The organism is Lelliottia sp. SL45 (assembly GCF_026672535.1).
Classification (GTDB): Bacteria; Pseudomonadota; Gammaproteobacteria; order Enterobacterales; family Enterobacteriaceae; genus Enterobacter; species Enterobacter nimipressuralis.
This window is the reverse complement of sequence record NZ_JAPPRH010000012.1, coordinates 151,971-178,808: the sequence shown is the minus strand read 5'-3', so window position 1 is coordinate 178,808 and position 26,838 is coordinate 151,971. Positions and strand designations below refer to the sequence as shown.

Below are 26,838 nucleotides of genomic sequence, written 5' to 3'. Positions count from 1 at the left end.
ATTTCTCCTTTTGGAGTCCCCATGAAACAAAAATTTAGGGCTACTGCAATAAGTAGTAATCAACTTAGTTTTTTTTCTATATTCGATATAGATGAAGATGAAATATCGCAAATAGTTGATTCACCCAAAGAGCATTTAAATAATGCAATCACGTCCGGATTACACTTTAAATCAGATGAAAGTAACATTTCTGAGATAAGTCATGATTCTGAAAGGCGTGAAAATCACCTTTATGAAAAATCCAAATTACTTAAAAATCAAATTTTGCATACAATTAATTTTGCAGCAGAAACTGATTATCTTTATACGGTCGAAGAATATAACTCAGATTTAGGTGGTCTGGTAATAGAATGGACCCCTGAGGATGTGTATGTTGTTTTTCTAGCCGCTATGGAAGAGTCTTTGGAAGTCATTAAAGAACTAGTATTTAGGAGAAAGTTATTCTTAAAAGATGATAATGGTAATATCACAGTGAATCCGCTTTTAGAAGCTGAAACACGATGGTATATGTCAAAATCATTTGAATATACTTGTTTATCTCATGGACTTGATGCAAGTGAATTTAGAGCGGAATTAAAATCATGGCTTTATTATCATTCGCATCGTTCAATTAGTGAAAACACGAAATTAGCTGAATGCCGAAATGATGATGAAATCATTTTGCATGATTGCAATGACGATATGGGTTGGGACATCTTCTTTGATCAGGATTATTTAATGTCAGAAAAAAAACTGGCTGTTAAATGGACTGGCAGGGAAATTTTGGATGTTTACACTAAGGCATTTAAATCCACATTAGAGTTGTTTGACGAGCTTGTTTCATGTGATCTGTTAACTAAACGAAACGCTTTTGGCAAGTTAGAAATCAATCCAATATTCGAAAGTCATTTTGAATGGATCATGTCTGAAGCGTTTGAAATAGTGGGAAATCATCTTGGTTATAATGTGTCTCAAATCAGGAAACTGATGGCAACCATTTGCAAAATGAATCTCAAATAAAATGCCACTGGCAAACATCTGCCAGAGGGTGGTGTTTGCATTTTACCGGAGTTTAAAAATGTCTAATGCTGCTATTAAGTTAAATGAATCATTTTCAGAAGTATATGAAAAATTGGAAGATCTTCTTTCTCCGGATGTCATTAAGTCTGGACGTTATAAGGACAAAGGGGAGTATCTTTTAGTTCTAGCAATGGACTTGTTTCATATACCAGAAATGGATCCAAATATGGCTGTGCCTGTTTTCAAAACTAAAACCTCATTTCGAGCTCCGCTGAACAAGGACTACATACCAAATCCCCGAATACTTGAACAAGTGGTTAAACTGCTTATCAGTCCGGATATTGATTTAAGTGTGTGCCTAAAGGGGGAGTCCGGTTCTGGCAAGACTGAAATGGTAATGTACATTAGCCATATGATGAATTGGCCGCTGACAATTAAGCAGATCAACAGCAATATTCGAGTTGATGAGCTTGAAGGTGAGCGCAGTCTTAATGGAGGGAATACAGGTTTTGTACACAGTGATTTGGTAACTGGATTTCGAAATGGTCACCTCATTCTTCTGGATGAAGTGGATAAAATCGATCCAGATACCGCAGCCAAACTGCACATGCCCATTGAACGTAAGCCCTGGTCTCTCAGTGCTAATGGTGGTGAGGTTATTAATGCCAACAGCTACACCCGGTTTATGGGAACTGCAAACACAAACATGAGTGGAGGCGCTCGCCGGTTCGTTTCTTCTCAACGTCAAGATGCGGCATTTATAAAGCGGTTTTTGATCGTTGAAATGGAGAAGCCCGATGAAGTTGCTTTAACTAATGTGCTTACTAGACGATATAGCTCTTTGCCTTTTAAAGTCATCGAGAAGTTCGTTAGTGTTGCAATTGCAGTAAATGACTCAGGTACAGAAGACAGTGTGATGGATATTCGTCAATTAGTAGCTTGGGTTGGCACGTCGATGACGTTAAAAACCTTTAGTCTTCTTGACACGTTCAAAATAGCTTTTGCTTCTGCTTTACCTTCACATGTGATCGATATTGTTCTTGAAGCTATAGATCTTACTCTTGGCGATGACAAAGAAAAATCACTGGAGTATTTCACAGCAAAAAAGTCGAGTTAGATGGGATTTGTTATGAAACCTCTGATATTTGTATCTCAGAGTTATCCCATCTTGAATTTAGTGCGTTTTTAAGTACTGATGGTGCTGCTACCATTGCTATAGCAAAAAACGGAACTAATTTTACTGGACTTATGCAACTGAATAACGACTATTCCATATTGTTTTATCATGATGGTAAAATAAATATGGAAGGTCTGATTAAAGAAATGGAATTAAAAGGTTATATGTATCAGGGAGCAATGGGCAATGATGATGTTGCTGCTGAGTTTCCCGGTATTCTTTTAATTGCACCAGAGACGCTTTAAAATCAACCCTATCGGGAAATCTTTCCCGTTGGGGAGGGTTTCCCCTTTTTTTTGGAGAAACCCATGACTTTAAATACTTCAATGCTTAACAAAGTATCTGCAAAACAAATCTCTGAGAATTTTGCAAAATCATATCCAGATTTACTGGAAGGTGCAGTTATAACAAAAATTGAAATAAGTGGCTGTCAAGGATCGCGTCGAACCGATAAAATCGATTTGTCTTATGATGGAGATGATATTACGGATCAGAAAAGCGTATCAAAAAGTGAAGTACGTTGGATTGACATAAAAGCCCTTAGCTTCAAAAGTACGATTACCAGCAGAATATCAACCCTTTGCTCACGCTTGTGCATCCGCTATAGCAATATGTGGATTTTACCTGTATCCAGTATGGAAGAGTTTCTGGAAGGGGCCCAAGAGATTGAACGAGAGTTTCAGGCAGGTATTCAGAACGTTGTAGACAATTATGAGATGCATATTGAGGCTGAAAAAAATAGAAGCCCAAGAATGTCTTCTTTGATAGATCAACTGAAATTAACTAAAGATGATTTCATAAAATCCTTTAGATTTAACATTGCTCACTTTATTCCTTTTTCGCCTATCAGCGTCGAAGGTGATGAAACCCAGGACTACTATCAGGAACAATTGATAACAGATCTGGCAGATGAAGCAATGAAGGTATATGAAAAAATCAGTAAAAATAACAACTTGCGCTCAAGTACGATTGACCGCCTGAAGCAAATGCAGAATAAGATCATTAGCTTCATGTTTATACATAAAGAGGCGGCAGTACTTGCAGAAGCTATCAAACACATAATGAATAATTTACCTAAAGGTGCCATTTCTGAACCTCGCGACGTTGCGGTGTTACAGCAGTGGTTTTATTTCATGAGTGATGCTTCGATGTTAAAGCGTATTATATCAGGAGAGCAAAAGGTTACTGACTGGCTGGAATCAATTACCAGATCATTTAATCAATGCTCACAAACAGAACCGAACGCACTTCAGAACACAGGAATTGAAGCTATTTTAGATTCAACAAATGTGTTCCAGGTTGAACCTGTCGTAGAGAACGATATGAATAACAGCATGTTTTACAACACTGATCCTGTAGCGGAACCTGAGAAATCAGTTTCGCAACAGGAAGACAATGTTGAAAATGGTTTTGATATCGAGCTCAAAGGCTGGTAACTGTTTGCTTAATTAATAACCCCAGATGGGTACTTCACCATCTGGGTGAGTACCCCTTTTTTATAAAGAGGTATTCTATGAAATTAGATCTTAAATCATCACCGCGCCATATTAAGCGTTTACAGAATATAGCAAAAGTCATTAGCGGCTTAGGCGATGTAAGAGTTGTAATAGACGACAATACAAAAGGACCGTATTTTGATCCTGAAAATAAAGTTTGTGTTTTACCAAACGGCGATTATAGCGATGATGACTTTGTCAGTCTGATTGAAGGTTTTACCTGTCATGAAGCTGGTCATGGTCGCTATACCGTCAGTGAGGTTTACAGTGACGCCTTTAACAGTGTTCTCAAGTCATCTGATGGGTTTATACGCTTCGATGACGGAATGAATGCAGAGTTTGAGAGCCTCGCTGAGAAGCTTAAAGCTTATAGCAGGGCAAAACGTCTTACCGGGCTTATAAATCTGTTCGATGATGTACAGATGGAAGAGAAGGTTGGTAACGATTATCCGGATGCAAAGCGGCGGCTTGCTGCCACTTACGCACTGATGGTTAAAGCCGGAAGGATGACTCCTGATTTATCTTCTCGTCCGGAAAATCCTGTCCTATTTATTGAATGGTATCTGCTTAACTCATTGCGAGTAAAAGTCCTTCAGCAGGCAGGTCACAAAGAAACACTCGATCCGTTTTTTGACTATGCCCAAAAGATACTTTCTCCAGTAATTTCTGATGTTGAGGAAATTTTTCATGATGCTCTTGGTTGTGAAAATACTCAGGGCTGTGAATCCCTTGCTCGTAAGACCCTGGCTCTTTTAGAGAGACTGCGGGATGAGGCAAGGGAACAACAGCAGCAGACAGAGCAGGAGGAGCAGGAGGCATATGATGAATCCGAGACCGATACCGAATCAGAAGATAAATCGCTTACGTCGACTGATAGTCGTGAGGATGATTCTGAGGACGATATTGAAGGTCAGGCAGATACTTCCGATAACGCTGATCTTGCTCAAGAGGGATGTTCTGAGCCTTCAGAACTTGCTGAAGATAACGAGGGAAATAATGAACCCACCGGTGGCAATCCCACAGGTGATAACATTATTGAAGACGATACTGATGCGATTAACCCTTCCGAGAGTGAATCAGATGAAGCCAGTTCGACTAACGTTGAAGATGAAAGTAACTTTTCATCGGCTCAATGGGAGATACTGGCAGATTTGTTGGATGCCTTTCTTGGCAGTGATGAGGATAGCGAAGATTATCACGATGCTTTGGCTAAAGAGATTGAAGGTATTGCATCAAAAGTATCCGATGACGTGAAAGCCGAATTCGGTGCTTCTGAATGGGATATCCCTGATCTCCTTATCGATTTGAATGTTTACAATGAGGCTTTGTCTCTGAGTCATTCAATCGGTAGCGACTTATCTGTTTTACAGCAGGTTAAAATGCGTGGCCGAAACAAAACTCATGAGCGTGGAATTACCTTCGATGGTAATCGATTAATTCTGTCACAAATGGGAGTTCGAGATGTCTTCAGAGCTCAAAGCGAATCTAAAAATAGAGGGCATGTTGGCCTCGTATTAGTTCGTGATATTTCAGCGTCAATGGCTAATGATGAAAGATATATTCATGCCATTAAGTCAGATCTTGCTTTATCGATGGCCGCTGAAAGTTTGTCAAAAATGCATGTCTCCAATATAGTCTTTCCCTTCAAGGAACGTGAATTTGAGATTATCAAAACGTTTGATCAAAGCGTTGAGGAATCTCTATCGAAATTCACTCTTGGATGTAAGGGTTATTATACTCCTACGGGATCGGCTTTAATGGCAGCTGTTGATCTGTTACTTGACAGCCAATTCGATAGGAAAATAATTTTTCTTATAACTGATGGTTATCCGAATAAATCGGAATTTACTATCGGCGAAGTTATGGAAAAGGCTAAATGTAATGGAATAGAAATCGTTGGTGTTGGTATTAAGACTGATGAAATAATTGGTTTTGAAACGGACACTTTCGTAACAGTTGATGATACTTCTTTATTGTCTATTGAAGTCAGTAAGCTAGTTCATCAAATACTTTCTTAATAAACTCTACCCAATCGGGGCAAAAAGGCCCCGGTGGGTCTTTTTGCTCCATGAAGGAATAAGGAGCAAAATATGACTCAGATAAAAACTTACCGTGTAGAACATGAAAAAGTCGGTGCGATGCATAAAGTCCGTATTTTCGGACGTGTTGGTGAAGTTATAAGCAATGATAGCCCTCAGGAAAGAATCTTCCGCGAAGTCACTATAGCGGAGGGTAATAGCCAGCAGGCTGCGTTACTTGTAGATAACTACATACAGCGTCTTGAGAATAATGGCTTCACGACTGAAGCATAAATGTTGAGGGCCCCCGGGCCCTCTTTCTTAAATTCTGCGTTGTGGGTTTCTCCCTGTCTTCTGCACCGCAGAAGGCATTGAGAAACTCACAATGCCAGATAAGAGAGATCATCATGACTTATGCATCCCCGGCTCTTCGTCGTAAACCACAGGAAGTATCTGAACACTTTATTAAACTCGTTCATGCTCGAATTGCTGAAGTGTCTGGCTGGAAGTATATATTCGAAAGAATACCTGCTTTCAAAGACGCTTGTGCAAAAGCCCCGAGCCAGGTTCCTTGCCCGTTTACTGGCGCAGGGAAATCGAAGTTTCGTTTCCGACAAAAAGACCTTTATACCGGATGTGCGATCCATAATGACTTTCCGGTAAATGAGTTTTGCGACGGAATTGATGTTCTGGCGAAATATTATGAATTAAGTAAAACGCAGACTTGCAAAAAGATTCTCTCAGATTTTTTCGGGATGGATCTGCATGCTCCGTTAACTGACGCCGACATTGAAAATGAACGACGCTATAAATCAGCAGTTCGTGCCACAGAAACTCTTGACCGAGAGGAAGTGGCAAAGCGAATGCGAAAACTTGATGTGATGTATCACTATACTGGTGAAATCAAGCCTAATACTCCTGTTGCTTTGTACCTCCGTAATCGTGGGATCTCCCGCTTACTGAGTCACTTACCAAAGGATTTAGGCTTTAATAACCGGATCTACTATTGGGATAAAGATAAGCAGAAATCGATTATCTATCCGGGAATGATTGCGATCTATCGTGACACCCGAGGTCGGCCTCTGACTATCCATAGAACATACGTAGACAAAAACGGTGATAAGGCACCTGTAGAAAATCCAAAGCTGATGATGAAGCCTCCTGCCGATATGACAGGTGGCTCAATTCAGTTGTTTGACCCTCACTATGATTCAGGTAGTTCGACCTGGACACTGGGAGTGGCTGAAGGGATCGAGAACGCGCTTTCTGTTGTAGAAGCGACTTCAATACCATGCTGGGCAGCCAGCTCCGCATGGTGCCTTGAAAACGTTACTGTTCCTGATTTTTTACTGCCTCCGCCGGATGTAAAATCTATAAACTTTTATATCTGGGCGGATAAGGATATTGCTAACTCACAAGGCACTCGTGCCGGTATTGAAGCTGCTCAGCGACTTCAAAGCCGCATGGTTGAGTTTTTGGCTAAACGATATCCCGCATCAAAGCTGACAATTGAAGTCTTCGAACCAGCACAAGATATTCCTGATGGGAAAAAGGGTATCGACTGGAACGATGTTCTCCAGTTAACAGGGCAGGATGGATTCCCGATTCACTGGGCTCCTGAATGTCTTAATCAGCTGTAACAACGATAACTCCCCCGCATTTTTGAACTGCACCCCAAAAGTTGGACACTCAACTGAGTAAGGTGCAGATTCATGAAGCATTCATTAGAACTAAAACTAGCCGTAGTAATGCACTACACGGAAGGTCATGCCGGGCAGCGGGAAACCGCAGCCTACTTTAATGTCGAAATCACATCAGTAAAAAAATGGATCAGGGTTTATCTTAAGCATGGTCTTGACGGACTTAGGCGAAAGCGAACCCATACATCCTACGAAGAAAAACTTCAAATCGTACTCACCACTATCAAAGAAGATCTGTCCCCCCGGGAAGCGGCTGCACGGTTTAATGTTTCTGATGCCTCAGTGATTAGAAAATGGGTTAGTCTGTATAAAGACCATGGAGCTGAATCACTCAACTCCCGCAGAGGAATACCCAGCCACGTGAACAAAAAAAGCCAGCCAGAACAAAAAATAACAACATTCCCTCCAGAGAAAATGACACAGGAGGAGCTTGCTGCCGAGCTCCGCTATCTGCGAGCGGAGAATGCCTATCTAAAAAAGCTGAAAGCCTTAGTTCAAAACGAAAAACTAGAGAAAAAACACAAATAATCAATGAACTAAGGCATGAGCACAGTTTGCGTGATTTATTGCGTGCAGCAAAACTGCCACGTAGCACCTGGTACCATAATCTCAGGCGGCTTACGCAGCCTGATTCTGATGCTGACTTAAAAACTCAAATTAGCGAGATTTACCAGTATCATAAAGGGTGCTATGGATATCGCCGGATCACCGTCTGGCTGAGAAGACAGGGCCTCAGTATTAACCATAAAGTCGTGCAGAGACTAATGGAGGAACTGGGCCTGAAGGCACTCATCCGGGTGAAAAAATACCGTTCATGGAAAGGTGAGGTGGGGAAAGTTGCACCAAATCTCCTACAGCGGAACTTTAATGCCGAGAAGGCGAACGAAAAGTGGGTTACCGACGTAACGGAGTTCGCCGTAGAAGGGAAGAAACTTTACCTTTCCCCAGTGCTGGACCTTTATAACAGAGAGATAATCGCCTACAGCCTGTCCGAGAGGCCCAGAATACAGATGATTAATACGATGCTTGAGCAGGCCATGCTGAGGCTTGGGCAAAGCGATAAGCCAATCCTGCATTCAGATCAGGGCTGGCAGTACCAGATGAAGCATTACCAGCATATCTTGAAATCAAACGGAGTGGTTCAAAGCATGTCGCGCAAAGGAAACTGCCTGGACAATGCCGTGATGGAAGGCTTCTTTGGAATGCTCAAATCAGAATGTTATTACCTGAATAAATTTAAAAGTACCAAAGAGCTACGAAGGGCCATCGAAGAGTACATCGATTACTACAACAATGAGCGAATCAGCTCAAGGTTAAAAGGCCTGAGCCCGGTAGAATACCGGACCCAGGTTCAGTTAGCTGCCTAGTAAATCACTGTCCAACTTTCGGGGGTCAGTTCATTTTGCGGGGGGGGTTATCTTATCAATATTATTTTTTAAAATTGTATTGATAAGATAACCGCTTTCCTTCGTGATAATTACCTGCCTTTAAGGTTTTTTCACGGCTGAGATGCTTGCTCAGTTAAATAAATGTGCGGTACTACTGGCTATGGTCGGTTGTATGACATGGTTATTCCATAAACTATTAAAACCCATAACGGGAGTATTACCGTTATGGTGATGCTCGTCGTTTTACATCGGAGAGCATTTTAATGAATTTTCAAACTAACGAAGTTTTTAATAAATTTGCTGCTGTTATAAAATCGCGCATCGTCAATGAACCATCGTCATGCTATTTGCTGCATGATAATGAGATAGATATAACGATTTTGAAACATAGCATATTAGAAAATGACAGAAACCTGTTGTACGTAGTTCGTCCTTCAGGAACGTGTTTGTTGCGTTGTGACAAATATTTCTATCCGAAATATTATCTTCGCTGCCGTGGAGATTATAAGTCATTCATATATGTCCATCTTGATCTACATAGTGGTGAAGCTAAAGAAATCACATGGGAGCAAGCAGACGATATGCTGTCTAGTCCAGGAAAACCCCCATTAAAAGGAAATCTTGGACGATTTGAGTATATAAAACTTGTGGTTGAGGACCTTCGTATTCGAGGTTACGCTGATTATCTTCCTGCGTATAATCTTGATGACCTTCGCCGTTTTGCCTTACAGGACGACCGCCCATCCCTTGTCAGATACATTGACAATGTAATGGCAACGGTCTGATTGGTTGCTAATTGATTTACATATTTTCCCTGATGGCCAACCTGCATCAGGGAGGCCTCAATAACGACTGGAGGCTGTATGAAGTTAGCTACGGACCTGGTAAAAGCTATTTTGATTAGAAATGGTGTTGAACCAGTAAATATAAGCGAATCATCTAAATTATCTTTGAAACAACCACTGACAGAACTTAAATTCAGTTTATATTTGCGAACTGAGCATTTATCTCACTTCCTACCCGGTTATGTTTATTCTATAAAAGAATGTCCACTGTCATATGACATCGGGATCGAAATTCAGAAAATCTTCGAAAGTTTACATTTGTTAAACGAAGAATTTGAATCCCTCGGTTTTGTTTCTGTATGGATAGAAATGCATCAAAGCATTTTTGAACAAAGTCGGTTTAAGAAAAGTAACTTTACTTTTCGGGAGGAAGAGGTCGAGCTTGCTAAAGGGCTTGTTTGTTCTCACAATTCACAAATAAGTAATGCGGCTTATTTCTGGCTTCAGCACTTTGAGGAGTTTATGATTTATGTTCGTAATAAGCTTATCGACCTCTTTCGAGAGGCCTATGACCTGATCCTTGGAATGCAGCAAGTATTTTTCATTCGGGAAAAGGAAGAGCTGTTGAAAACTATAACTTATGGCGATGACCTGTATGAGGTGAAATTCATGGCGGCTGAGCTTTACTCTATCGAACAGAACTTAAAGTGTTCTGAATCGATAAGTACAAAATCTCAAGCTTCGGCATATATTAACCGCATCCGTGAGTTTGTGCGTTCGGGGTGGAGGCAGGGCTATATAGTCTGCCATCATAAGCGAAGTAATCAAATCTCATCGTTGTCATTACCGATGTACTTGAAAGATACGTCAGGCCGAAGTGCTCGAAAGCGAGTAAAACGTCTTATATCTTCTACAGTTTGTGGTAAAAATAAAGATTTAGGTCTTACAGATTTTTAATTAAATTATACCCATGTGGGGATCACACCTCATATGGGAGTGATCCCTTTTTTATTGAGAGAGGATCACATGAAAATTATCGAAAAAATCATTAATGCCTTTTTGGTTGTTCAACATAAAAAAATACAGGTTAAAAACATTACATTTTTAGACAATGGGCAGGGCATGTTCTCTGGTATGTCTTTTGATGCTGATGTTTCACTGGAGTTTATGTATGAATCAGCAAAAGCATATAGTTCCTGTTTCTGTGATATTCCCTTTCCAGGTTTTGAAGATGCAAATCTGGAGGAAATTACGAAATTTCAATTAGATGCTTTGAAGCAAAGAAAGAATCATTCTTTCATCGTTAACCATTTGAGGTTTCCTATAGTTTTAAGGGAAGGGTGCAAAATCGAAAGAGGAGAAGTCTATTCAATTTCGAATTGCACTTATAATAAAGAAAGATTGCAGTATCTTTTTTCTCAGGATATTTACGGTAAGTTGTATAATTCCTTAGAGAAAGAATTAAGCTCGTTTTTCTCATTTATCAATGTTGAGGTGCACGAGTTGTTAAAAGATGCTGTATGCTTTGCATTAAAAATCCTGAATAAGATATCTTTGGATACACCTGAAAGACTTATTAAAGCTTTTAATTATCGTGACTGGTATTGTAGTTACGATGTTGAGCTTTTTAGGAAAGGCTTACCTGGTCATATTCTGGAAGAGCTTATTGCTCCAGATATCTTACTTTCAGACCTTAACGGTTGTAGAAAAATACTTAGAAATGCAAAACGATTTCTAAATGGACATACAAAAACCAATTGTGTTTATATTAAATATGAATGGTGGTTGGGGCCTGTGGATACCTCACACTCAGCTAAGTTGATGTCTGACATAGAAATTAATAACCGAAGTGACTTGAAGAATTTTTCAAAGGTCTTTTTCAAAGAGTGTTTAAGTTCTGGTAAGTCGGAATATGAAAACCAACTTAGTGAAAAAGAACATGCGCTTCGCTACAATTATTAATTAAAATTATTTTCTCCCATAGGGATTTCTCCCTATGGGAGAAATCCCTCTATTAAGAGGGTATTGAAATGAATGCTATACAAAAGTTAGTTGAATCTATTCTTGTTAAAATGGGTTTTGTTGGCGCTGTAGTGGAAAATATATATTTGGATTCAAAACCATTTCGGCATATTCGATTTGTGGCCGATATTCCAGTAATATCTTTTCTACCTCATTTGGTGAAATATCTTAAGGGTACAGAGCATCTTTACTGTGGTAACGATGATTTGCATCCTCTTTTCATTTATTTTGCCGAAGCGGCTACATTAAAAGCAGGCCCTGTAAATCTCGCGAACTTTCGTTTTGAAGTTTCTATAGCTTCAACTCATTTACGATTGGTCTCAGAGCAGCCTGATTTGCTTATCAAAGGATTTAACCGGGATAATCTAGAATACGTTTATTACCGCTCAGATTTGGCCTCTAAGGATCTTATACTAGGCCTTGTTGAACACGGTTCTCCTTTCATAAAACATCTACATGGACTTATACAAAAGCGAATTTTAAACGAGTTCTCTCTGATTTTTTCTGTTTTTGAAAAGATTTTAGAAAGCGCGAAGCCACAAATTCTTGCTTGCTTCCATAGTGTTGATTATGAAATGAACGTAAAAATAATAGCCGAAGCTATACCTGAAACTGTATCTAATCAGATAGTCACATCTGATTATGTAGTTAATTCTTTATCAGATGCGGACAAGTTTATAAATCATGTTCGTCGCTATTTAGCAGGCAGGGTAATGAAGAGGCGGATATACGCTGAATTAGATTTTTGTGAAGAAACATCAAATATTTCAATAGTGAACTTAGGATGCTTTACGTCTCCTCTGCTCGTTACGGAATATCAAATGTTTAAGCCACACTCTTCAGGGCTATATCGAAAAGCTATAAACAACTCCTTAAAACAGTTCAAACCAGAAATGCATGTACCTTCTGAAGAACTCTTTTATAATTAATCTAACCCATCCGGGAACTTGCTTCCCGGTGGGAAGCACTTCCTTTTTAGTCATGAGGTAGTGTATATGTATAAAATTTCGGACCATGAGAATTTTGCTAGTGCCTTTCTCTTTCATAATATAGGTCTTGATATTCCAACTGACGTAATATCTATTCAGTTATCTGGTACTTCATTTGACAAAGTTACTTTCGACTATGATGTAGAAATCGATAATTTGAAGTGTCTGTTGGATCTCTATATAGCTGAGCTAATAAATCACAACGCATCTTATTCTGAATCAATACTTTTAAAACAAAAAATTCTTTACTTTTTAGAAGTCTATAAGAATTTCGGGTTTTGTACGTTTGATATGCGTGGTTTTAGTAATTGTTTAAGCCCAGTTAAAGTCATTGATATCGTTTCCATGATTCTTAATGACTGTGAAGAGTTGTCTAAAGCTAATTCATCTTCTGATTCTATAAGGAATCTTTATCTCGATAAAATGAAAGTTGATGGAAAAGTGTTAGTTGCGAGATTTGTACTTAGACAATTTTTTCATTCCGACTTTGGTGACTTTATCTCTTTTGTCGAGAAAAGAATAACAGTTTGTCTCCAAGAATCATTAAGGATCATCAAAGCTGTTGAACATGCCTTTGAACGTGTTGGGCAGCATAAGATTAATCGCCGTATTAATGATGACTTAAAGTTATGCATTGATTTCAATACGGATGAATATCCGGCAAATATGCCAGATACATATCTTAAGTTTAACGATACATTTGATGGGAACGGGGCGTTATATTGTGACAATGATGCCCTCATATCCCTCTATACCGATGTTGCTTCAATTATCAATGTGCCGGTGATGATGGAAGTAAGTTTGATCAATAAAAGAGGGCGTGTTGTCTGTAATTCTTCGCATTCAACTTACGTATCTCTCGAAAGTAATGACCGATACATAGTAACTGATCGCACATTACTAATAACTGAAGCTTTTGACGATTTTCGTAACGCGTCTCAATGACACTTTTGCTTCAGTCCAAAAAAGTAACTTTGGTTGGCTGAAGACACTTGTCTATGACAATGTAAAATCTGTCGCTGGCATCTTCTTCTAGCGTAACCAAATTTTATCTAACCCAGTGGGGAAGTCGCTTCCCTTCTGGGGCACTTCCTCTCAAATTCGAGGTAGTGTATATGACACATTCATCTGATGATAAAAACTATGTCCGAGCAGTTCTGAGTTATCTTGGCATAGATTTTGATGAGGCGGATATAGTATTAAGTGTTTGCCATTGTCAAAGTGACGAGCTTTCGTTTACCTGTAATATCAAAGCTATTGAACTCAAGAATGCTGTTGATTTATATGTCGATAGTATCTCTGAGAGTGAAATAGAAGCTTTAAACAGAGAATCTTTAAAATCGAGACTCTGTTACTTTCTTGAGGTGTTTGACGCAGTCTCTGGTCAGTACCTTGAAATTTCAGGAAAACACTTTGCAACTAGTCGTTTTGAATATGATGATGTTTGTAGTGAAGTTCTTAGCATGTCTAATGATGTTTCTCAGTCGAAAGGTTATGACCGGGATGAATATAACAGACTGATGCAGGTTGATGGTCAGGTTATGATTGCCCGTTTTGCTTTGCAACAGTTCTGGGATACTCATTTTATTGGACTAATAACATTTGTATCTGAGTCTATAACATCGAGCCTCTATAAAGCTTATGAAACTTTTAGTGATATTAGTTTGGCTTGCTATAAACTGAGTGAATATTCTTATTCACGCTCTATCAACAGTGAATTGACCCTTAATATTTCACTTAAAGAAAATGACTTCTGTGAGGACCTATCTGACTGCTATATGGAAGAGGAGGCTTTACCTTCTGGTAGGGTAATTTCTCGACGCAACAATGACTCCATAATAAGTATTTATGAGAGCTATGCTGCGACTTCTTATATTCCGATGATTGCATCTTTGGAAGTCGTTGATGAATACGGCGAAGTGGTTACTGACCTCTGCCATACCGTTTATGTTTCAGAGTTAACCGGTGGGCGGATTAAAATCCACGACCGTAATGACTTAGTATCTGAAGTTTTCGATAACCTAAGAAATTTAAATCTTGCAGTTGGAGATTCAGTTTCACAAGCTGCTTGATTCTTTCCCTGATTTTGATTTTTTCTCACATACTCTTATGGCACGGTTTCCGTGCCTTTTTTTTTTGCCTCGCTTACAAGCGTCTACTCCTCTTCTACCTATCCCGCCTTACATCACCACTTAAAATCTATCTTTCTAATTCCATTATCCTTTTCGTAGCCTCTAATGCCCTGGTATGAACATACTCTTTAAACTCAAAAAAGTGCTATTAACGAAAAAAAATCCCTAAAGAGATTTGTATACTGTTCTCAACCAAGGAGAGCTCATGAATGAACTAAAATCCAAAAACGAGAACAGTACCAAAAGCAACTTTCCCCCGGTTGATAATCAGTTTTGCTTTTACCATGTTGATTTCAGCATAGAACGACTACTTTCAACGGCCGAGGATCTCCAGCTTGAGTACATCTTCCAGAAACCTGGAAGTGAAGTAAGAAAGGATTTGGTTGAGCGATTCGAACGTGGAGAGCGCTTTGTTACAGCTTCACACTGTGACAATTTCTGTGAAATCCTTGGTTGTCAAGGCCATCAGGAAAATGCATAAACCCACATTTCCACTTTTAAGGATGTTCACTAAAGAATGATTGGAGAAAGTATTTTTGACTGGGTAATTTACGGAATATCCATTTTGATATTTGCCTCAGCACTAATTGAAGGAAAGACAACTCGCTACCCAGCACTTTTTTTCTATGGGAGTTTAATTTTAATGTTAATCCTGATAGTTGCTGGAGGCCTTAACTGGTGGTTCTACAGGTCAAAATATGGCGCAGTAATCGTTATCTTCACAGTGGTTTCTTTACTGATGACTCGATTCCGCCTGGTCATATATAAATTAAGATTAAGAAAGTTAGTTTCAGAAATCAGATTTCGTATAAAAACGGGTTTTCGTATAATTCTTGTTTTGTCGGATAATGAGGATGAGCGTAATGTTCTGCTGTCTATGCTTAGCAACGTATTGCCAGAGCAAACGCTTATTCACACGCGTGATGCTCTCGGACCTCATTCAGGGCCTATCCTAAAAGCTCTTGAGCTACATCATCAACAGGGAACAGGTTACATACTCGTCTGTGAACAACAAATCTCAGCGCGTACGTGGTTGAGCATCGTAGAAAATGGGAAACCTGATACATCTATAGCTGTTAATTTTCATTCGATCCCAGAAATGGAGTGATTTTTCAATGAGTAGAACCGTTTCACAAAGTGTCACAGAAGATTGTCTTTTTGATACCCGCACACAAGTCAGATTACAACTAAGTCGAAGCGTTCATAAAACGCTGGCATCTGCTAAAGAAATTTTACAGGGAAGGGGGGTTGATTCGGTCTCTATTGAAGATCTTGTGCGAGCCTGTCTTGAAGAGAACCAGCCAATTGATCTCGCCTCACTTTACCTTGAAAATCTCTTAAAACAGAAAGGTACCAGCATTTGCGATTTTTAGTGTTTTCAAACCTATTAGATATAATGCCGGTTGTGTTTATATAACATCAATAATTTCATGCAACAGGTAAAACATGAGTACTCAAAAGCAACTTTCCAGAACAACCGGCACTGAACGTATGTTTAAGGAAGAGCTGGCGTTATCCTTAATTTGTTGGGTTTTCACCAGTCCTTTTACCAACTGGACCGATAAAGTCTTCAGTGGTATTGAAGTTCCGTCTGAAGGACCGTCATCATTACGGGGTGAGACAGAAAAATTCTTTCGTTTTGTCGTTAATGAAGAAGGCTACGACGCAGGAAGGGCTGCTCTTGGTCTTGACCTATGTTGTTTTTCACTTCCGTCGTGTTTGTTCCCGGACGCTGCCCTGTCTGAGGAAGAGGTTATGAGTAAGTTAACCGGAGAAGTTATCCATGGGATTCTTCTTTCCTTACCTGAAGTTATTGATATGCCAGAAGTGCTCGCTTACCAGGTCAGGGATGAAATTCTTGCTTTTAACACTCGCTGTGGAGACGGGATCTTTCATGGTTGGAACACGGCTTCAGAATTGTGGAAGTTTGAAATCTTTCCCCGCACCACCATCATGATGCAGCATACTTCGGCAATACATTAAAATTAGGCGGGGCAGAATGCATAAAAAACTTTTTCTTCTCGAATGGAAACCCTGTCAGAGCCGCGTATGGGCAGGTTGGATGGCCCTGTGGTTGACTATCAGTTTTCTGATGTTATCTGCCTTGCTTATGACAGATCATCTCCTGAACAAAGTCATCCTGCCGCCAACATGGTTGTTGATCTGGTTTTCGCCAATGCTGGGGTTTTTGATAAAAGTTCGCGTCGTCGAAACTCATCATTTCCTGGAGCATGACCTCTGTGTTGCGGGTTTCTCTTTTTACCGCTGGAAGAGGTTAGTTTCTCCCGGGCTTTGGTCAGTTGACTGTATAAATGGTCGTTTTCGCCTTAATCGGATCACCCAGGTGGGTAAGACTATCCACTATCCATGGCGTCTCCATTATCATCCTTTGTTCATGAGCCCTATCGAACATAAATCGCATGCTGTGAAAGCTGTTTCAAAATGACTTCTTTAGAGGTTTACATGACATTTATGTTCTGCAAGGTCAGCCTGGGCAGCAAAATTGATTGGAAATAACATGAGCCTGGAGAAACGTATGAGTTATGACGATTTGCCCTATTTTCGTGACCAGATTCTGGAACGAATCGACTCGCTTAAGTGTTTTCTTTCGAACACCCCCCCGATGATGGCAAACCTGATGACTGTCTCCACCGTATCTCGAACAGAAGAGCGCCTGAAGCAGGTTAAACCCATCAGGGTTAGTATTAAAGACGATGCTTCGGTTGAGGAAATTATTCAGGCACTTACTGACATCTGTGTGGATGACATAGAGTCATTAAGTCATGATTCCACCAAAGTAACCACAAAATACCCGGGTCTAATCATTGTCCCAGAAAGAGCAGATCTTCTCGAAAGCTTGATCACTTCTATAAACGAAGCAAAAAATGATTTTGCTGCGGCAATGAGGCGTATCGATAATAAAAAGAATGTCCGTTTTGATAAAGTGCACAAGAAGCTCCCGGGCCTTGTCGCTATGCACTCAACAAGAAATATCCTTTTCATCAAGTCCCAGCTTAAAAAAGTTACTTTTTCATGGCGGCTAAACCGAAACCAGGAAGTTAAAACAGCAGAGCAACTTGTGAGTTTGTTGGAGCGCAGGAGAGCCTCAGAAGTAAAAAATGTAGCAACTACCAATTTGAATGTCGTGTCTAATATCGATAAGGCTTTACACCGTCTTGAATTTCACCCACTGAAGCAGGGCGAATCTTATCGCCTTTGTCGAACTAACTCTTTTCCTGTTCCGATTGCTCACATTTTTGCATTTAGGCCTGAAGGTCAGGAACGAAACGGGAATAAATATGCTGAGACTGATTATTCAGTAGTAAAAGCATCCTTGCCCATTTTCGCAGCAGGCAACATACCTCAATTAAAAACGCTCTCTAACTGGGCTCCTGAAAACAGCCAGGGTCCGTCCAACCAACGGAAGCTGAGCCTGAAATATACAGAACTCGTGCCGGGGGCTGAGCTGGGCATTTTCATTGTCAGCCCCGAAAATTAAGGAACAACAATGCAATGGATTTCCACAGCCAGCCAGAAAATCGATGAGCGTCTCTATCGTGTCTGCGTCTGGGTAAAAAAATATCACGCTGATGCGATTAACCGCGTTGTGCTTACCGTTGATCTAAGTAAAGCCCGACATGACCCTGACGAGGACCAGGTAAGAGCAGAGCTGCTGTGCGGCCATTATTTTTTGCTTCGTAAGGAAAACGCTTCGAACTCTGCGCCTGACGATCAAAAGTTTGCTTTCCTGCCTGACGGGCGCAATCTGTGTTGGCAGACCGCAACCCCGGTGCTTCAGCATCTCCTACTCAATAAAAACGTTCCTGAGTCGCTGAGGTTGCTTACGGACTACATACATATGCGTCTGGCCAGGCTGACAATGGTACCAATGTCCGGAACCATCATGAACGAGGCTCTGCTGGACAGCATCAGCTGGGTTAAGGTGGATTTGACCTACTTCTGGCAGTACGAACAGCTCAGCTCTCATCTGGGACCCATCCAGATAACCCACAAGGCACTAGTACGCTTCGGGCACCTGGCAAAGAATGATGAAAACTCCAGTGCCATAAGAATCCTGCGTCAGCGTCTGTCTTCAGAATTCTTACAAGAATTTCAGATGGCTGAGGATGAGCTAAAGCGCAAACAGTCGTTGATGGGCACCATGGACGTGAAAATGCTGTTTCATGCTCATTACCCCAGCCAGAAGATGCTGGTGGCTCGATATAAAAATGGTTGGGTAATGGTGGATTGTTTTCTGTTTCATCATACCAAACCCAAGAAAAAAGCAAAAAACAAAACTACTGTGGCTAAGCCTCAACTAAAACAGACTAAAAGAGAAGGGAGTGAAAATGGAACTGGGCATTATGGTGTGCATCGTGTTGTTACTCTCAGTGGCGGCGGCGTGGATCAGTAATAAGACAGTTGATTTGCTCGAAAGATTCTATTTCAAGCGTCCGCTGAGCATGGAGTACGCGGCATGGCTACGTGTAGTGTGTGCGGGCTTGTTATTAGTTTTTATTCAGGTTGCTCCACAATTTACACTCCTGTATACCCTTAAACTTGTCACGCTTATTAATCTTGGAATCCAGACAATGAAGTTAAATGGCGTGTACAAATATAAAAGGACGGGAATTTTGCCTCCGGGAGGGGCACTCTCTAATCTCACCAGACTTAACCCGTTCAAGAAAAAATAAAGTTATGCGCCCGTGAGGGCGCTATTCATCAAAGGCATTTCGCATAAGCTTGATCATGGCTTTTTTACCAGCTTCAATATTGCGAATGTAGCGCATAACCATTTCTTCATTCGACCAGTTCCCCATTTCCATAATCTGTGGTAGCGAGTAACCTTCAATATCCAGCTGTATCGCACCGCCTACACGAACGCTGTGCCCTGTCCAGTAACGGGTTTTAGTCTCATTTGGATAAAGCTCATTCCACATTTCTTTAAATGCCCGTAAAAGGGAATTTTTGCTGAGCATACCGGCATCGTCCACAGTGTCTTCCTCATCTTCATCGTTCAGAAGACTTTGTTTAGCACGGTAGGGCAGGTTATGCCGTTTAAGAAGCTCAGATAGCTCATTCCCTTTACTCCGAAGCTTCCAGCCGGGTGGCATATAGCCTGTATCATGGAAATTTACGGCCTGGAAAAGGTATTCATCCGGATGACTGTGCTGATCCATTTTCACAAGGTTCATCAATCTCAAGAGGCAGTTAGTTAACTGACGTGTCAGCCGGTAGGTAAGAAGTGTACTGATGTTCGTTTTTGTACGGTATACCGTCAGGTTAAATTCACCGGTCATACTATCCAGAGACAGATCTTTCAGACGTATACGGCGAATTTCGGATGAACGGAGCAGTGTTTCAAAGCCTGTCCAGATCAGGCACAGGTCACGAAGTTTACGAACTGAGTTTGTAGTACTGCGTAACTTTATCAGAGCCTTGAGATCGCCAATAAGAAAGGGAGTTGCCTGTTTAGTCGTCTTTCGCTTCCGGGCTTCCGATTGTTTTAAGGCTTCCAGCATGTACCATGCTTCAGACGTAATAATCCCGGGCAGGTTAAGCCCTTTTTTATGGATACTGTTTAAGGCCTGAAGACAGCTGTTTATGCTGCTTCGTGACAATTTGCCTTCAAGATGCCCCATAAACGCCAGCAGAGCTTCCTCAGACACGGGGAGCGAACTTACTGGCCAGTCTGTATGCAACCGGGCATTCGCCAGATACCATTCGTTCCATACTCGTAGCCAGTGCAGATATGTTTTAGCTGTGTTGTATCTCAGATGGGAAAAGTAACGGATCAAGCGTGAAAGCTGTTTATCATGGTTGCCGAACGTTTCCAGCTGCTGATGCAATTCGCTTTCCGAAAACTGTCTGATCACTGATTGATTCTTCATCCTGCTCACCGGGATACACTGGTTTTATTTACAGTCATTTTAGCACTCATGTACCTGGTTTTGAACAGGGTGGAAACAACGAAAAAGGTTGTGAAATCGTTAGGCTTAAGTGAAAAATGATATTAAGATTATCCTTGGCCAGTTGAGGCCTGTCTAAAGAAGGTTGATTATGTCTGACACAAAGCAGTCTTATTTAATGAAATTCCGTAAGTGTAGTTCGTTCGAAACGCTCGAAAAAGTATTTGAAAGGTTATGTGAAAAAAACTCGGGTGTCGCCTCTCTTGAAATTTCTGGTGCTTATGATCATCGTAAAGCCGAACTGACAATGAAAAAGTTATATGACAAAGTTCCTGCGAGTGTGTGGACCTTTGTTCGCGAGTAATTATTAATATTGGCACAACAAAAAGACTGTGCCTGGATTTGAAAATAGTTTATGCCCCTTTCGGGGCTAAAGGCATTGTAATAGCCTGTCTTTTTAACTTGTTTATTAAGTTCGGAGAAAAACTTTAATCATAAGCCAAGCCCACTGCTAAATACATCCGATATTCTCCTTCATTTTATTAGAAGTGATAAAAGTTACTTTACCTAAACTTCTCTCTCCATATTTGTAAGGCTCTCATTTGATTTTTGTCAAACATTAATCTGGAAGACTAAAAAATCATTTCTTTTAATACGTTTTACAGAAATCCTCCTCCGTTATTTCGGATATAGTTTGAATCATTATCAAAAACGGGGTGCAGCCATGCGTAAGAGTTATACATTTGGTATTCCATTTGGACTCCAGCGAGAATCAGGACTCTTTTTAGATATTACAGAGGTCAGCAGAGGTATTGACTGTAACTGCATCTGCCCCGCTTGCAAAACTGATCTGTTAGCAAAGCAGGGGGAGGTCAAGCTTTGGCATTTCTCACACAGTACAGCTGTTGCCGGTGACTGTGATGGTCTGATGGAAGCCATCCGGGGAAAAATAATTGAAGTCATCAACGAGCACCAGGTTCTTGGTTTCCCAAATCTTCTCGCTGGCGACGATGGTGGGCCGGTTTCACTGAATGAGGTTAGTGGAAGCGGCAGTATGTTCGGAGGCACAGCTGATCTGTTCGTAAAGGTTAATGATTTATGTGTGGCCGTCTTTCTGGACAGGGATCGCAGCATTTCAGAGAAGTTAACCTTTGACCATCTTCATCCTTCCGAAAGAGTTGCCGCATTGCGTATCGATCTTCCTGATATTGAATATGAAATCAGTCAGGTGCAGCTCGGGCGACGTAAAACAACATACAGTGAGTGCATTGAAAGCCTGATCATTGATGAGACCAGTTCCCGGGAATGGCTATATCATCCATTAATGCATGAACTTGAATCTGAACCTCTTCAGGAGTATCGGGGACGGGAGCCTTCAGAGGAAGGGCCTCTTCTTCAGCGCCTTGCTGACTGTAAGATGAAATTGCCTGATATCCTTCCGGGCAGTCATAACGCGCTAGTCAGGTTACAGCAGGATACGATTGTATGTCTGTGTCGGTTAACGGTTCGGGCTTATGACATCGCTCAGACCGATGAATTTCCTTTGTTTCTTCGCTATTTCAGGTTGCACTGCCTGGAAAACAGCGAACATGTCAGTTACGAAAGAGTGATCTGCTGGCAGGAAATGATTTCTAAAACCCAGGAAGGCCAGTCCTTGACACAAAACGAACTTGAATATCTTCATGAGATTGTCCGCATCGCCTTATACAATCACCGGCTTAACAATGTCAGTATTTCAGATGTTAAAAACCATGACACAGGAAAGGAGAGCGGCAGGGTAGAGCCACAAAACTATTCACTCTTATAAATAAATTGGGCTTTGCGCATTAAACCCTTGCCGCAGGCGGTGAACCGCATATCCGGCACAGACAGTCAGTTTTTCTGGCAGCTTAAATTTGACACAGCTTAATATAGTGATTCATTAAACAGGTTCAGTATGCTGCCAGAACGTTTTAGTCGTTATGGGCGTCCGTTAGTTTTCTACTAACTGAACGACGACCAGCCTGCCGCCTTCCTCCTTTGACAGGACAAACTGAGCGTTATTCGTCAGTTCAATTTTTTCCCCAATGGCAATCTGTCGTTTATCCGGTAATGACATAAGCCCATTTATGCCTTCATTTACTAACCACCACTGATCGTTATGGAAAACAAAATACCCAACTCGCTTCCTTTGTGCATCGGTTGTGCGCTCATTTGGCGCAATGAGGCGATTCACATGCCACGCATAGATTGACTGCCCGCTCCACACCATCAACCGGTGGTCGTCAGGACGATAACTGCCTTCCTTTCGGGATGAATATAAATTTAGAACCGGTAATTTACCCTTGTATGGCGTACCGCAGTAGGGACAAACCGGCTTTGTCTTACCTGAGAAAACGTACCATTTCTGTTCACACGCCTTGTTCTGGCAGGGCTGTATCAGATCGACTGTTTTAACCAGGGCACTTTCCCACTCATCGGCGGTCGGGCGTTTAGTGGCATCGTGTAAGCCATCAATAAAGGCGCGTTCAAACAAAGGCGTCAGATAAGGGCCCATGATGGTGTAAGGAATTTTCTCCGGGTCAGCCCAGGGCAGTGAAAAGGAGGATAGCTGACTGACTTTGACTGCATTGCTTTTGTCTGTCGGATGTTCAATGAAGAGTGCCTTCTCACCCATAGATAAGGTCTCATCACGTACTTCATCCGACATGTCATGTATTTTTCCGCCACGTAGCGGATGACGGAAGAACAGATACATGTAGATAAGCACTGACAGCGCATGACGGTCAGTAGTAATGCTTGGCAATACGCGGTTCGGATCCTCTTTGGAAAGATGGCTGGTTTTCACCACCTCCGGAGCGATAAAATCCGGGGTGCCCACGACGTCGGGAGGATACTTTCCAGGAACAACCAGGCCGTCTACGTCAATGATGCAGGCATGTCCCATTTCTGGATCGATAAGCACGTTTTTATAGCTTAGATCGCTGTGACAGAGACCTGCCGCATGCATCCTTCTAACGGCTCTTGTCAGCAGCAGACAGACCTTGAGATAGGTAAGCGTATTGCCTCGTTCACGTGGGTCGAGAAATTTATTCTGGTTGCTGGCGCTGGCAAACCATTTGCCTTCCTTTTCACGGCCTTTTATGCCCAGAAAATCATCGTTTTTAGAGCCGTATTTAAAGAAAAAGTAGCTTTTGTAGGTTGGAACCACGATGCCGATTTTATCCCCATGCTCAACAACGTGGGTCGGCCAGCAAAACAGGTCCTTCCAGTATTCACCTCCGGACTGGCCAAAAATGTTTTGCCTGTAGCGTCCGGTGATCATATCAATCCGATCCCGGGCCTGCTCGTTCTGCGGTTTATGATAAAAAGCGACGACGTATGATTTATCAGGCGAAAAGTAAACATCCTTCATCGAGCCCGAACCAATTACCTCGTCAACATACTGGACTGTTTCGCCGTCCTTTGTTTTGCACGTAACGATATTTGCCATATTGATCACCGAAAAAGCGTATCCCTTACCACAACACCGCAATAGTGCGGTCATCATGGTTCCCTGTGGAGAAAAAGTTAAGCCAGTCGCCTAACCTCTCAGGCGCAATACTGGCGTCTGTAAGGACAGGGTTGAGCTCATCAACGAGACGGGTCCATTTTTCGTCACTGCGAAGCCCGTTATCCGTCTCAAACAGAGGGTCTGATACGCCGTCTGTCATGAGGATCAAGTGAGATACATCATTCCATTTACCCACGCTGATGCGGCCGCTAAACGAGGGGTCTGCGATAATGCTCTGGTCAAGGAAACGGGTTTGTCCTGCGTATTCTCCGCTATCGGGATTTCCCAGTATCCTGACTTTACCGGAAGGGCTGTATGCACCTATCGCACCATCACCAAGCCAGAATGCAGCCGCAAACAGCTCTTTATCAGTTCGTAGCGCTACAGTTGCCAGTAGGGTTGTTGAATAGGATTTCACAGGTTGTTCTGCATAAATGGCTTCGTTCTGGATACTGTTGACCGCGAGCGTAGCTGCCTGTTTAAAATGATGAAGCATGGCGTTTATGGTTGCCTGCTGATCGCTCCCTTCCCACGCCGTGATGTGCTGCTTTAAATGGACGCCTTTCAAACCACTGAGCTGATTGAAAAGGTAATCGCCAGCCGTTTGGACTGCAATCCGGGAGCCTTCCCGGGAATTTACCGCACTACCGGCTCCGTCTGCGACCAGCATGACAGACCATCCTGTTTCCTGGCAGTGGTTGATGTAGAAGTCGTCATCTCTGAAGCTCCCGGCATGCTCATGAGAGCGTCCCCGGCGACTGGCGGCAGCAATACGTATATCACCCCTGACCAGGCCAGCAGCGTCCAGATGGGACTTAGGGTAGGGAGCGTCTGCTGGTGGCTCTACTACCTTCCACAGGCTTCTCGGATCGGGATTGATTATAAATAGCTGTTTTGTTTCACATTCGTCGTGCGACGCGCATGACCAGATTACTGAAAGCTCTATATCGCCGCTTTCGGTGGGCGTACCTGTCAGCAACTCCTGTTCTTTGTCAAAGGACAGGCCAATGTTCCGGGGAAAGACAACGTCCCTGACAGTAGCCTGCTGGCCCTCACCCAGAACGATAGCAACCGGCGAAGAGAAACGTTCGCCTGCGCGGGCGTTGGGGATCGTTATTTTAGCTCTCGGGGGAACGGCAGGTGGCACTGCTAAGCTGGCCCGCTGTTGGCCTGTCGGTATCTGCCCGGGTTTTAATACCAGGGAAGACAGGTTTTCGTCTTCTCTCTGTGCTGGTTTATCAAATTCGTAATAAGGCATCAGCTTCCAGAACGGAGGATGAGGCTCATTTTCTGGCAGGGGTTGCAGTTCTGGTGTATCGGTAGCGTCAATGCCCGGGTTATCAGCAACACTTACGACCGTTTGTTGCTGATCGGAAAGACTGGAAGCTGACGAGGCGGCAATCTCTGCGTCGTTATCATCTTCGCTAACCCGCGCAGATAAACCCTGTGCAAGGCTCTCAATCCGCTTTTTAAGCCGCATAATCTCTTCGGTAAGGGATGGGTCCTGCGATAGAAGAAAAAGCCGCTCACCTTCTACAGGGTGGCCCAGCTCAGACAGAACTAAGCGGATAATCTTCTCTTTAAGTGAAGCATCTTGCGACATCAACCTCTTCCTCTGTTTACGTCGAAGTTAGTGTTTCCGCCATCATTGCTGAATGACAGGCCTTTTTCACACCACGGGCAGATAACGTCATCCGGGCCGTCAATGCACAGCAATTTTCCGCATGAGCACAGGGCAAACGCACTGGCATTACCGCAGTGAGGGCAACCCGGTACGCCATGCAGTTCGCTGGTGTTTACCTGCAAACCGGTAGCGGTGGCATCTGACCATGCAAAATAGTCCTCATCGATGGGATAGCATCCGGCAATATTAAAGCTGTTCAGGTTCAGGCTGAAATCGAGCCCGGAAACCCTTGCTGGTGGCCGCTCATACTTCATCAGATACGGACGACGGGTCTTGCTGCAACGGCCGGTAAGCGTAACGCAGTTTTCGTCGTACGCTTTTACTGGCTCGTCCTTGGCCAGCCGGACTATGTATTCAGTCTGGCTGAGCTCAGGTTGTTTGTCGTCCCCGACGCTGCGGCTGTGCGCCGTAACCGAGGCCGTGATCCATTTGATGAAGCGGGTAAAGTCCCCTTCCTGAGACTCGGTGAACAGCATGACATTCTCTGTCAGTTGCCGCAGGATATTCAGGTCCGCTGACGGCCCCAGGCCAACGGCAATGAGATTCACTTTACTCGCGTAGTGATCCTTCCAGCGCTTCACTTCTGCGGTTGTGTCGTCAGTCGGACGTCCGTCGGTAAGGAGGTACACGACGGGTTTCCAGTCGCCTTTAGCCTCATGAGTGGTTTTTCTGACCTGGGTATCAATTTGTACGGTCAGCTCACGCAATGCGGCCCCAAGGCTCGTACCGCCGCCAACGGGAAGGCGGGGAGGGTAGAACGAGGCAATTTCGTGAAGAGGTACAATCGTACGGGCTACACCGGCAAATGCGATTACCGAAACCCAGGCTGTTTCAAGTGCGTGTGGATCCTTTCTTAAATCTCCGACGATCATTTGCAGACCATCAGTCATTTTTTTCAGGTTTTCACCAATCATGGACTCTGAACAGTCCAGGACAAAAAACACGGGAAGGCGTCTCATAATTTTCCTCGTACGGCTGGTACGGCCAGCAGAAAACGTTGCTGTACA

General features: G+C 42.4%; 28 protein-coding genes. 24 read left to right on the top strand and 4 right to left on the bottom strand.

The window, feature by feature from the left end; translation table 11 throughout:
- Window positions 1-21: 21 nt before the first annotated feature.
- From OVA10_RS24860 to OVA10_RS24755, 22 genes are all read left to right on the top strand, one after another.
- Window positions 22-999, top strand: coding sequence for a hypothetical protein (locus OVA10_RS24860; protein WP_268197160.1), 978 nt, complete (start codon window positions 22-24; stop codon window positions 997-999).
- Window positions 1,000-1,057: 58 nt separating this feature from the next.
- Window positions 1,058-2,116, top strand: coding sequence for an ATP-binding protein (locus OVA10_RS24855; protein WP_268197159.1), 1,059 nt, complete (start codon window positions 1,058-1,060; stop codon window positions 2,114-2,116).
- Window positions 2,117-2,247: 131 nt separating this feature from the next.
- Window positions 2,248-2,421: a hypothetical protein gene (locus OVA10_RS24850; RefSeq protein WP_268197158.1), complete on the top strand. Its 174-nt coding sequence runs from the start codon at window positions 2,248-2,250 to the stop codon at window positions 2,419-2,421.
- 63 nt (window positions 2,422-2,484) lie between these two features.
- Window positions 2,485-3,612 (top strand): DUF3150 domain-containing protein, encoded by a 1,128-nt coding sequence (locus OVA10_RS24845; protein WP_268197157.1) that lies wholly within the window; start codon window positions 2,485-2,487, stop codon window positions 3,610-3,612.
- A gap of 77 nt (window positions 3,613-3,689) precedes the next feature.
- The gene (locus OVA10_RS24840; RefSeq protein WP_268197156.1) at window positions 3,690-5,690 is read left to right on the top strand and encodes a VWA domain-containing protein; all 2,001 of its coding nucleotides are present in this window, start codon (window positions 3,690-3,692) and stop codon (window positions 5,688-5,690) included.
- A gap of 72 nt (window positions 5,691-5,762) precedes the next feature.
- The gene (locus OVA10_RS24835; RefSeq protein WP_000192120.1) at window positions 5,763-5,984 is read left to right on the top strand and encodes a hypothetical protein; all 222 of its coding nucleotides are present in this window, start codon (window positions 5,763-5,765) and stop codon (window positions 5,982-5,984) included.
- Window positions 5,985-6,097: 113 nt separating this feature from the next.
- On the top strand, window positions 6,098-7,330 hold the full coding sequence (locus OVA10_RS24830) for a DUF7146 domain-containing protein (RefSeq protein ID WP_268197155.1): 1,233 nt from the start codon (window positions 6,098-6,100) through the stop codon (window positions 7,328-7,330).
- A gap of 72 nt (window positions 7,331-7,402) precedes the next feature.
- A protein-coding gene (locus OVA10_RS24825) for an IS3 family transposase (protein ID WP_268196822.1) occupies window positions 7,403-8,757 on the top strand; the annotation gives its coding sequence in 2 pieces (ribosomal slippage) (window positions 7,403-7,871 and window positions 7,871-8,757; 1,356 coding nt in all).
- A gap of 284 nt (window positions 8,758-9,041) precedes the next feature.
- A complete protein-coding gene (locus OVA10_RS24820) occupies window positions 9,042-9,563 on the top strand; it encodes a hypothetical protein (protein WP_251254269.1) in 522 nt (173 codons plus the stop codon).
- A 78-nt stretch (window positions 9,564-9,641) separates the two neighbouring features.
- Window positions 9,642-10,520, top strand: a complete 879-nt coding sequence (locus tag OVA10_RS24815) for a hypothetical protein (RefSeq protein ID WP_268197154.1) — start codon at window positions 9,642-9,644, stop codon at window positions 10,518-10,520.
- Window positions 10,521-10,589: 69 nt separating this feature from the next.
- Window positions 10,590-11,525, top strand: a complete 936-nt coding sequence (locus tag OVA10_RS24810) for a hypothetical protein (protein ID WP_268197153.1) — start codon at window positions 10,590-10,592, stop codon at window positions 11,523-11,525.
- A gap of 68 nt (window positions 11,526-11,593) precedes the next feature.
- Complete coding sequence (locus OVA10_RS24805) at window positions 11,594-12,514, top strand: hypothetical protein (protein WP_268197152.1); 921 nt, start codon at window positions 11,594-11,596, stop codon at window positions 12,512-12,514.
- Between the two features lie 66 nt (window positions 12,515-12,580).
- A complete protein-coding gene (locus OVA10_RS24800; RefSeq protein WP_268197150.1) occupies window positions 12,581-13,519 on the top strand; it encodes a hypothetical protein in 939 nt (312 codons plus the stop codon).
- A gap of 170 nt (window positions 13,520-13,689) precedes the next feature.
- Window positions 13,690-14,646: a hypothetical protein gene (locus tag OVA10_RS24795; RefSeq protein WP_268197149.1), complete on the top strand. Its 957-nt coding sequence runs from the start codon at window positions 13,690-13,692 to the stop codon at window positions 14,644-14,646.
- Window positions 14,647-14,911: 265 nt separating this feature from the next.
- Window positions 14,912-15,187, top strand: coding sequence for a hypothetical protein (locus OVA10_RS24790; RefSeq protein WP_001004201.1), 276 nt, complete (start codon window positions 14,912-14,914; stop codon window positions 15,185-15,187).
- A 36-nt stretch (window positions 15,188-15,223) separates the two neighbouring features.
- Window positions 15,224-15,814, top strand: coding sequence for a hypothetical protein (locus OVA10_RS24785; protein ID WP_000578892.1), 591 nt, complete (start codon window positions 15,224-15,226; stop codon window positions 15,812-15,814).
- A 7-nt stretch (window positions 15,815-15,821) separates the two neighbouring features.
- On the top strand, window positions 15,822-16,079 hold the full coding sequence (locus OVA10_RS24780; protein ID WP_001371933.1) for a hypothetical protein: 258 nt from the start codon (window positions 15,822-15,824) through the stop codon (window positions 16,077-16,079).
- 73 nt (window positions 16,080-16,152) lie between these two features.
- Window positions 16,153-16,689 carry a hypothetical protein gene (locus tag OVA10_RS24775; protein ID WP_268197148.1) on the top strand — a complete coding sequence of 179 codons (537 nt, stop codon included), beginning with the start codon at window positions 16,153-16,155 and terminating at the stop codon, window positions 16,687-16,689.
- Between the two features lie 16 nt (window positions 16,690-16,705).
- On the top strand, window positions 16,706-17,152 hold the full coding sequence (locus OVA10_RS24770; RefSeq protein ID WP_268197147.1) for a hypothetical protein: 447 nt from the start codon (window positions 16,706-16,708) through the stop codon (window positions 17,150-17,152).
- Between the two features lie 90 nt (window positions 17,153-17,242).
- Entirely contained in the window at window positions 17,243-18,205 is a 963-nt protein-coding gene (locus OVA10_RS24765; RefSeq protein WP_268197146.1) for a DNA replication terminus site-binding protein, read from the top strand.
- 9 nt (window positions 18,206-18,214) lie between these two features.
- A complete protein-coding gene (locus tag OVA10_RS24760; RefSeq protein WP_001198595.1) occupies window positions 18,215-19,120 on the top strand; it encodes a hypothetical protein in 906 nt (301 codons plus the stop codon).
- The gene (locus tag OVA10_RS24755; RefSeq protein WP_112823611.1) at window positions 19,056-19,400 is read left to right on the top strand and encodes a hypothetical protein; all 345 of its coding nucleotides are present in this window, start codon (window positions 19,056-19,058) and stop codon (window positions 19,398-19,400) included. Before OVA10_RS24760 ends, OVA10_RS24755 begins: the two co-directional genes overlap by 65 nt.
- A 21-nt stretch (window positions 19,401-19,421) precedes the next feature.
- Here the strand turns inward: OVA10_RS24755 and OVA10_RS24750 are convergent, their stop codons facing one another.
- Window positions 19,422-20,597 carry a tyrosine-type recombinase/integrase gene (locus OVA10_RS24750; protein ID WP_268197145.1) on the bottom strand — a complete coding sequence of 392 codons (1,176 nt, stop codon included), beginning with the start codon at window positions 20,595-20,597 and terminating at the stop codon, window positions 19,422-19,424.
- A 169-nt stretch (window positions 20,598-20,766) separates the two neighbouring features.
- On the opposite strand from OVA10_RS24750, the gene OVA10_RS24745 reads away from it, so the two are divergent.
- Window positions 20,767-20,979 carry an Hha/YmoA family nucleoid-associated regulatory protein gene (locus OVA10_RS24745; RefSeq protein WP_001285422.1) on the top strand — a complete coding sequence of 71 codons (213 nt, stop codon included), beginning with the start codon at window positions 20,767-20,769 and terminating at the stop codon, window positions 20,977-20,979.
- A gap of 360 nt (window positions 20,980-21,339) precedes the next feature.
- Window positions 21,340-22,422 (top strand): competence protein CoiA family protein, encoded by a 1,083-nt coding sequence (locus tag OVA10_RS24740; RefSeq protein ID WP_268197144.1) that lies wholly within the window; start codon window positions 21,340-21,342, stop codon window positions 22,420-22,422.
- Window positions 22,423-22,587: 165 nt separating this feature from the next.
- Here OVA10_RS24740 and OVA10_RS24735 read toward each other — a convergent pair whose 3' ends face one another.
- The 3 genes from OVA10_RS24735 to OVA10_RS24725 are packed head-to-tail and all read right to left on the bottom strand — an operon-like array spanning window position 22,588 to window position 26,790.
- A complete protein-coding gene (locus tag OVA10_RS24735) occupies window positions 22,588-24,087 on the bottom strand; it encodes a helix-hairpin-helix domain-containing protein (RefSeq protein WP_001284314.1) in 1,500 nt (499 codons plus the stop codon).
- Window positions 24,088-24,112: 25 nt separating this feature from the next.
- Window positions 24,113-25,750 (bottom strand): PP2C family serine/threonine-protein phosphatase, encoded by a 1,638-nt coding sequence (locus OVA10_RS24730; protein WP_268197143.1) that lies wholly within the window; start codon window positions 25,748-25,750, stop codon window positions 24,113-24,115.
- Entirely contained in the window at window positions 25,750-26,790 is a 1,041-nt protein-coding gene (locus OVA10_RS24725; RefSeq protein ID WP_023332846.1) for a TerY-C metal binding domain-containing protein, read from the bottom strand. The genes OVA10_RS24730 and OVA10_RS24725 overlap by 1 nt, the downstream gene beginning before the upstream one ends.
- Window positions 26,791-26,838 lie beyond the last annotated feature (48 nt).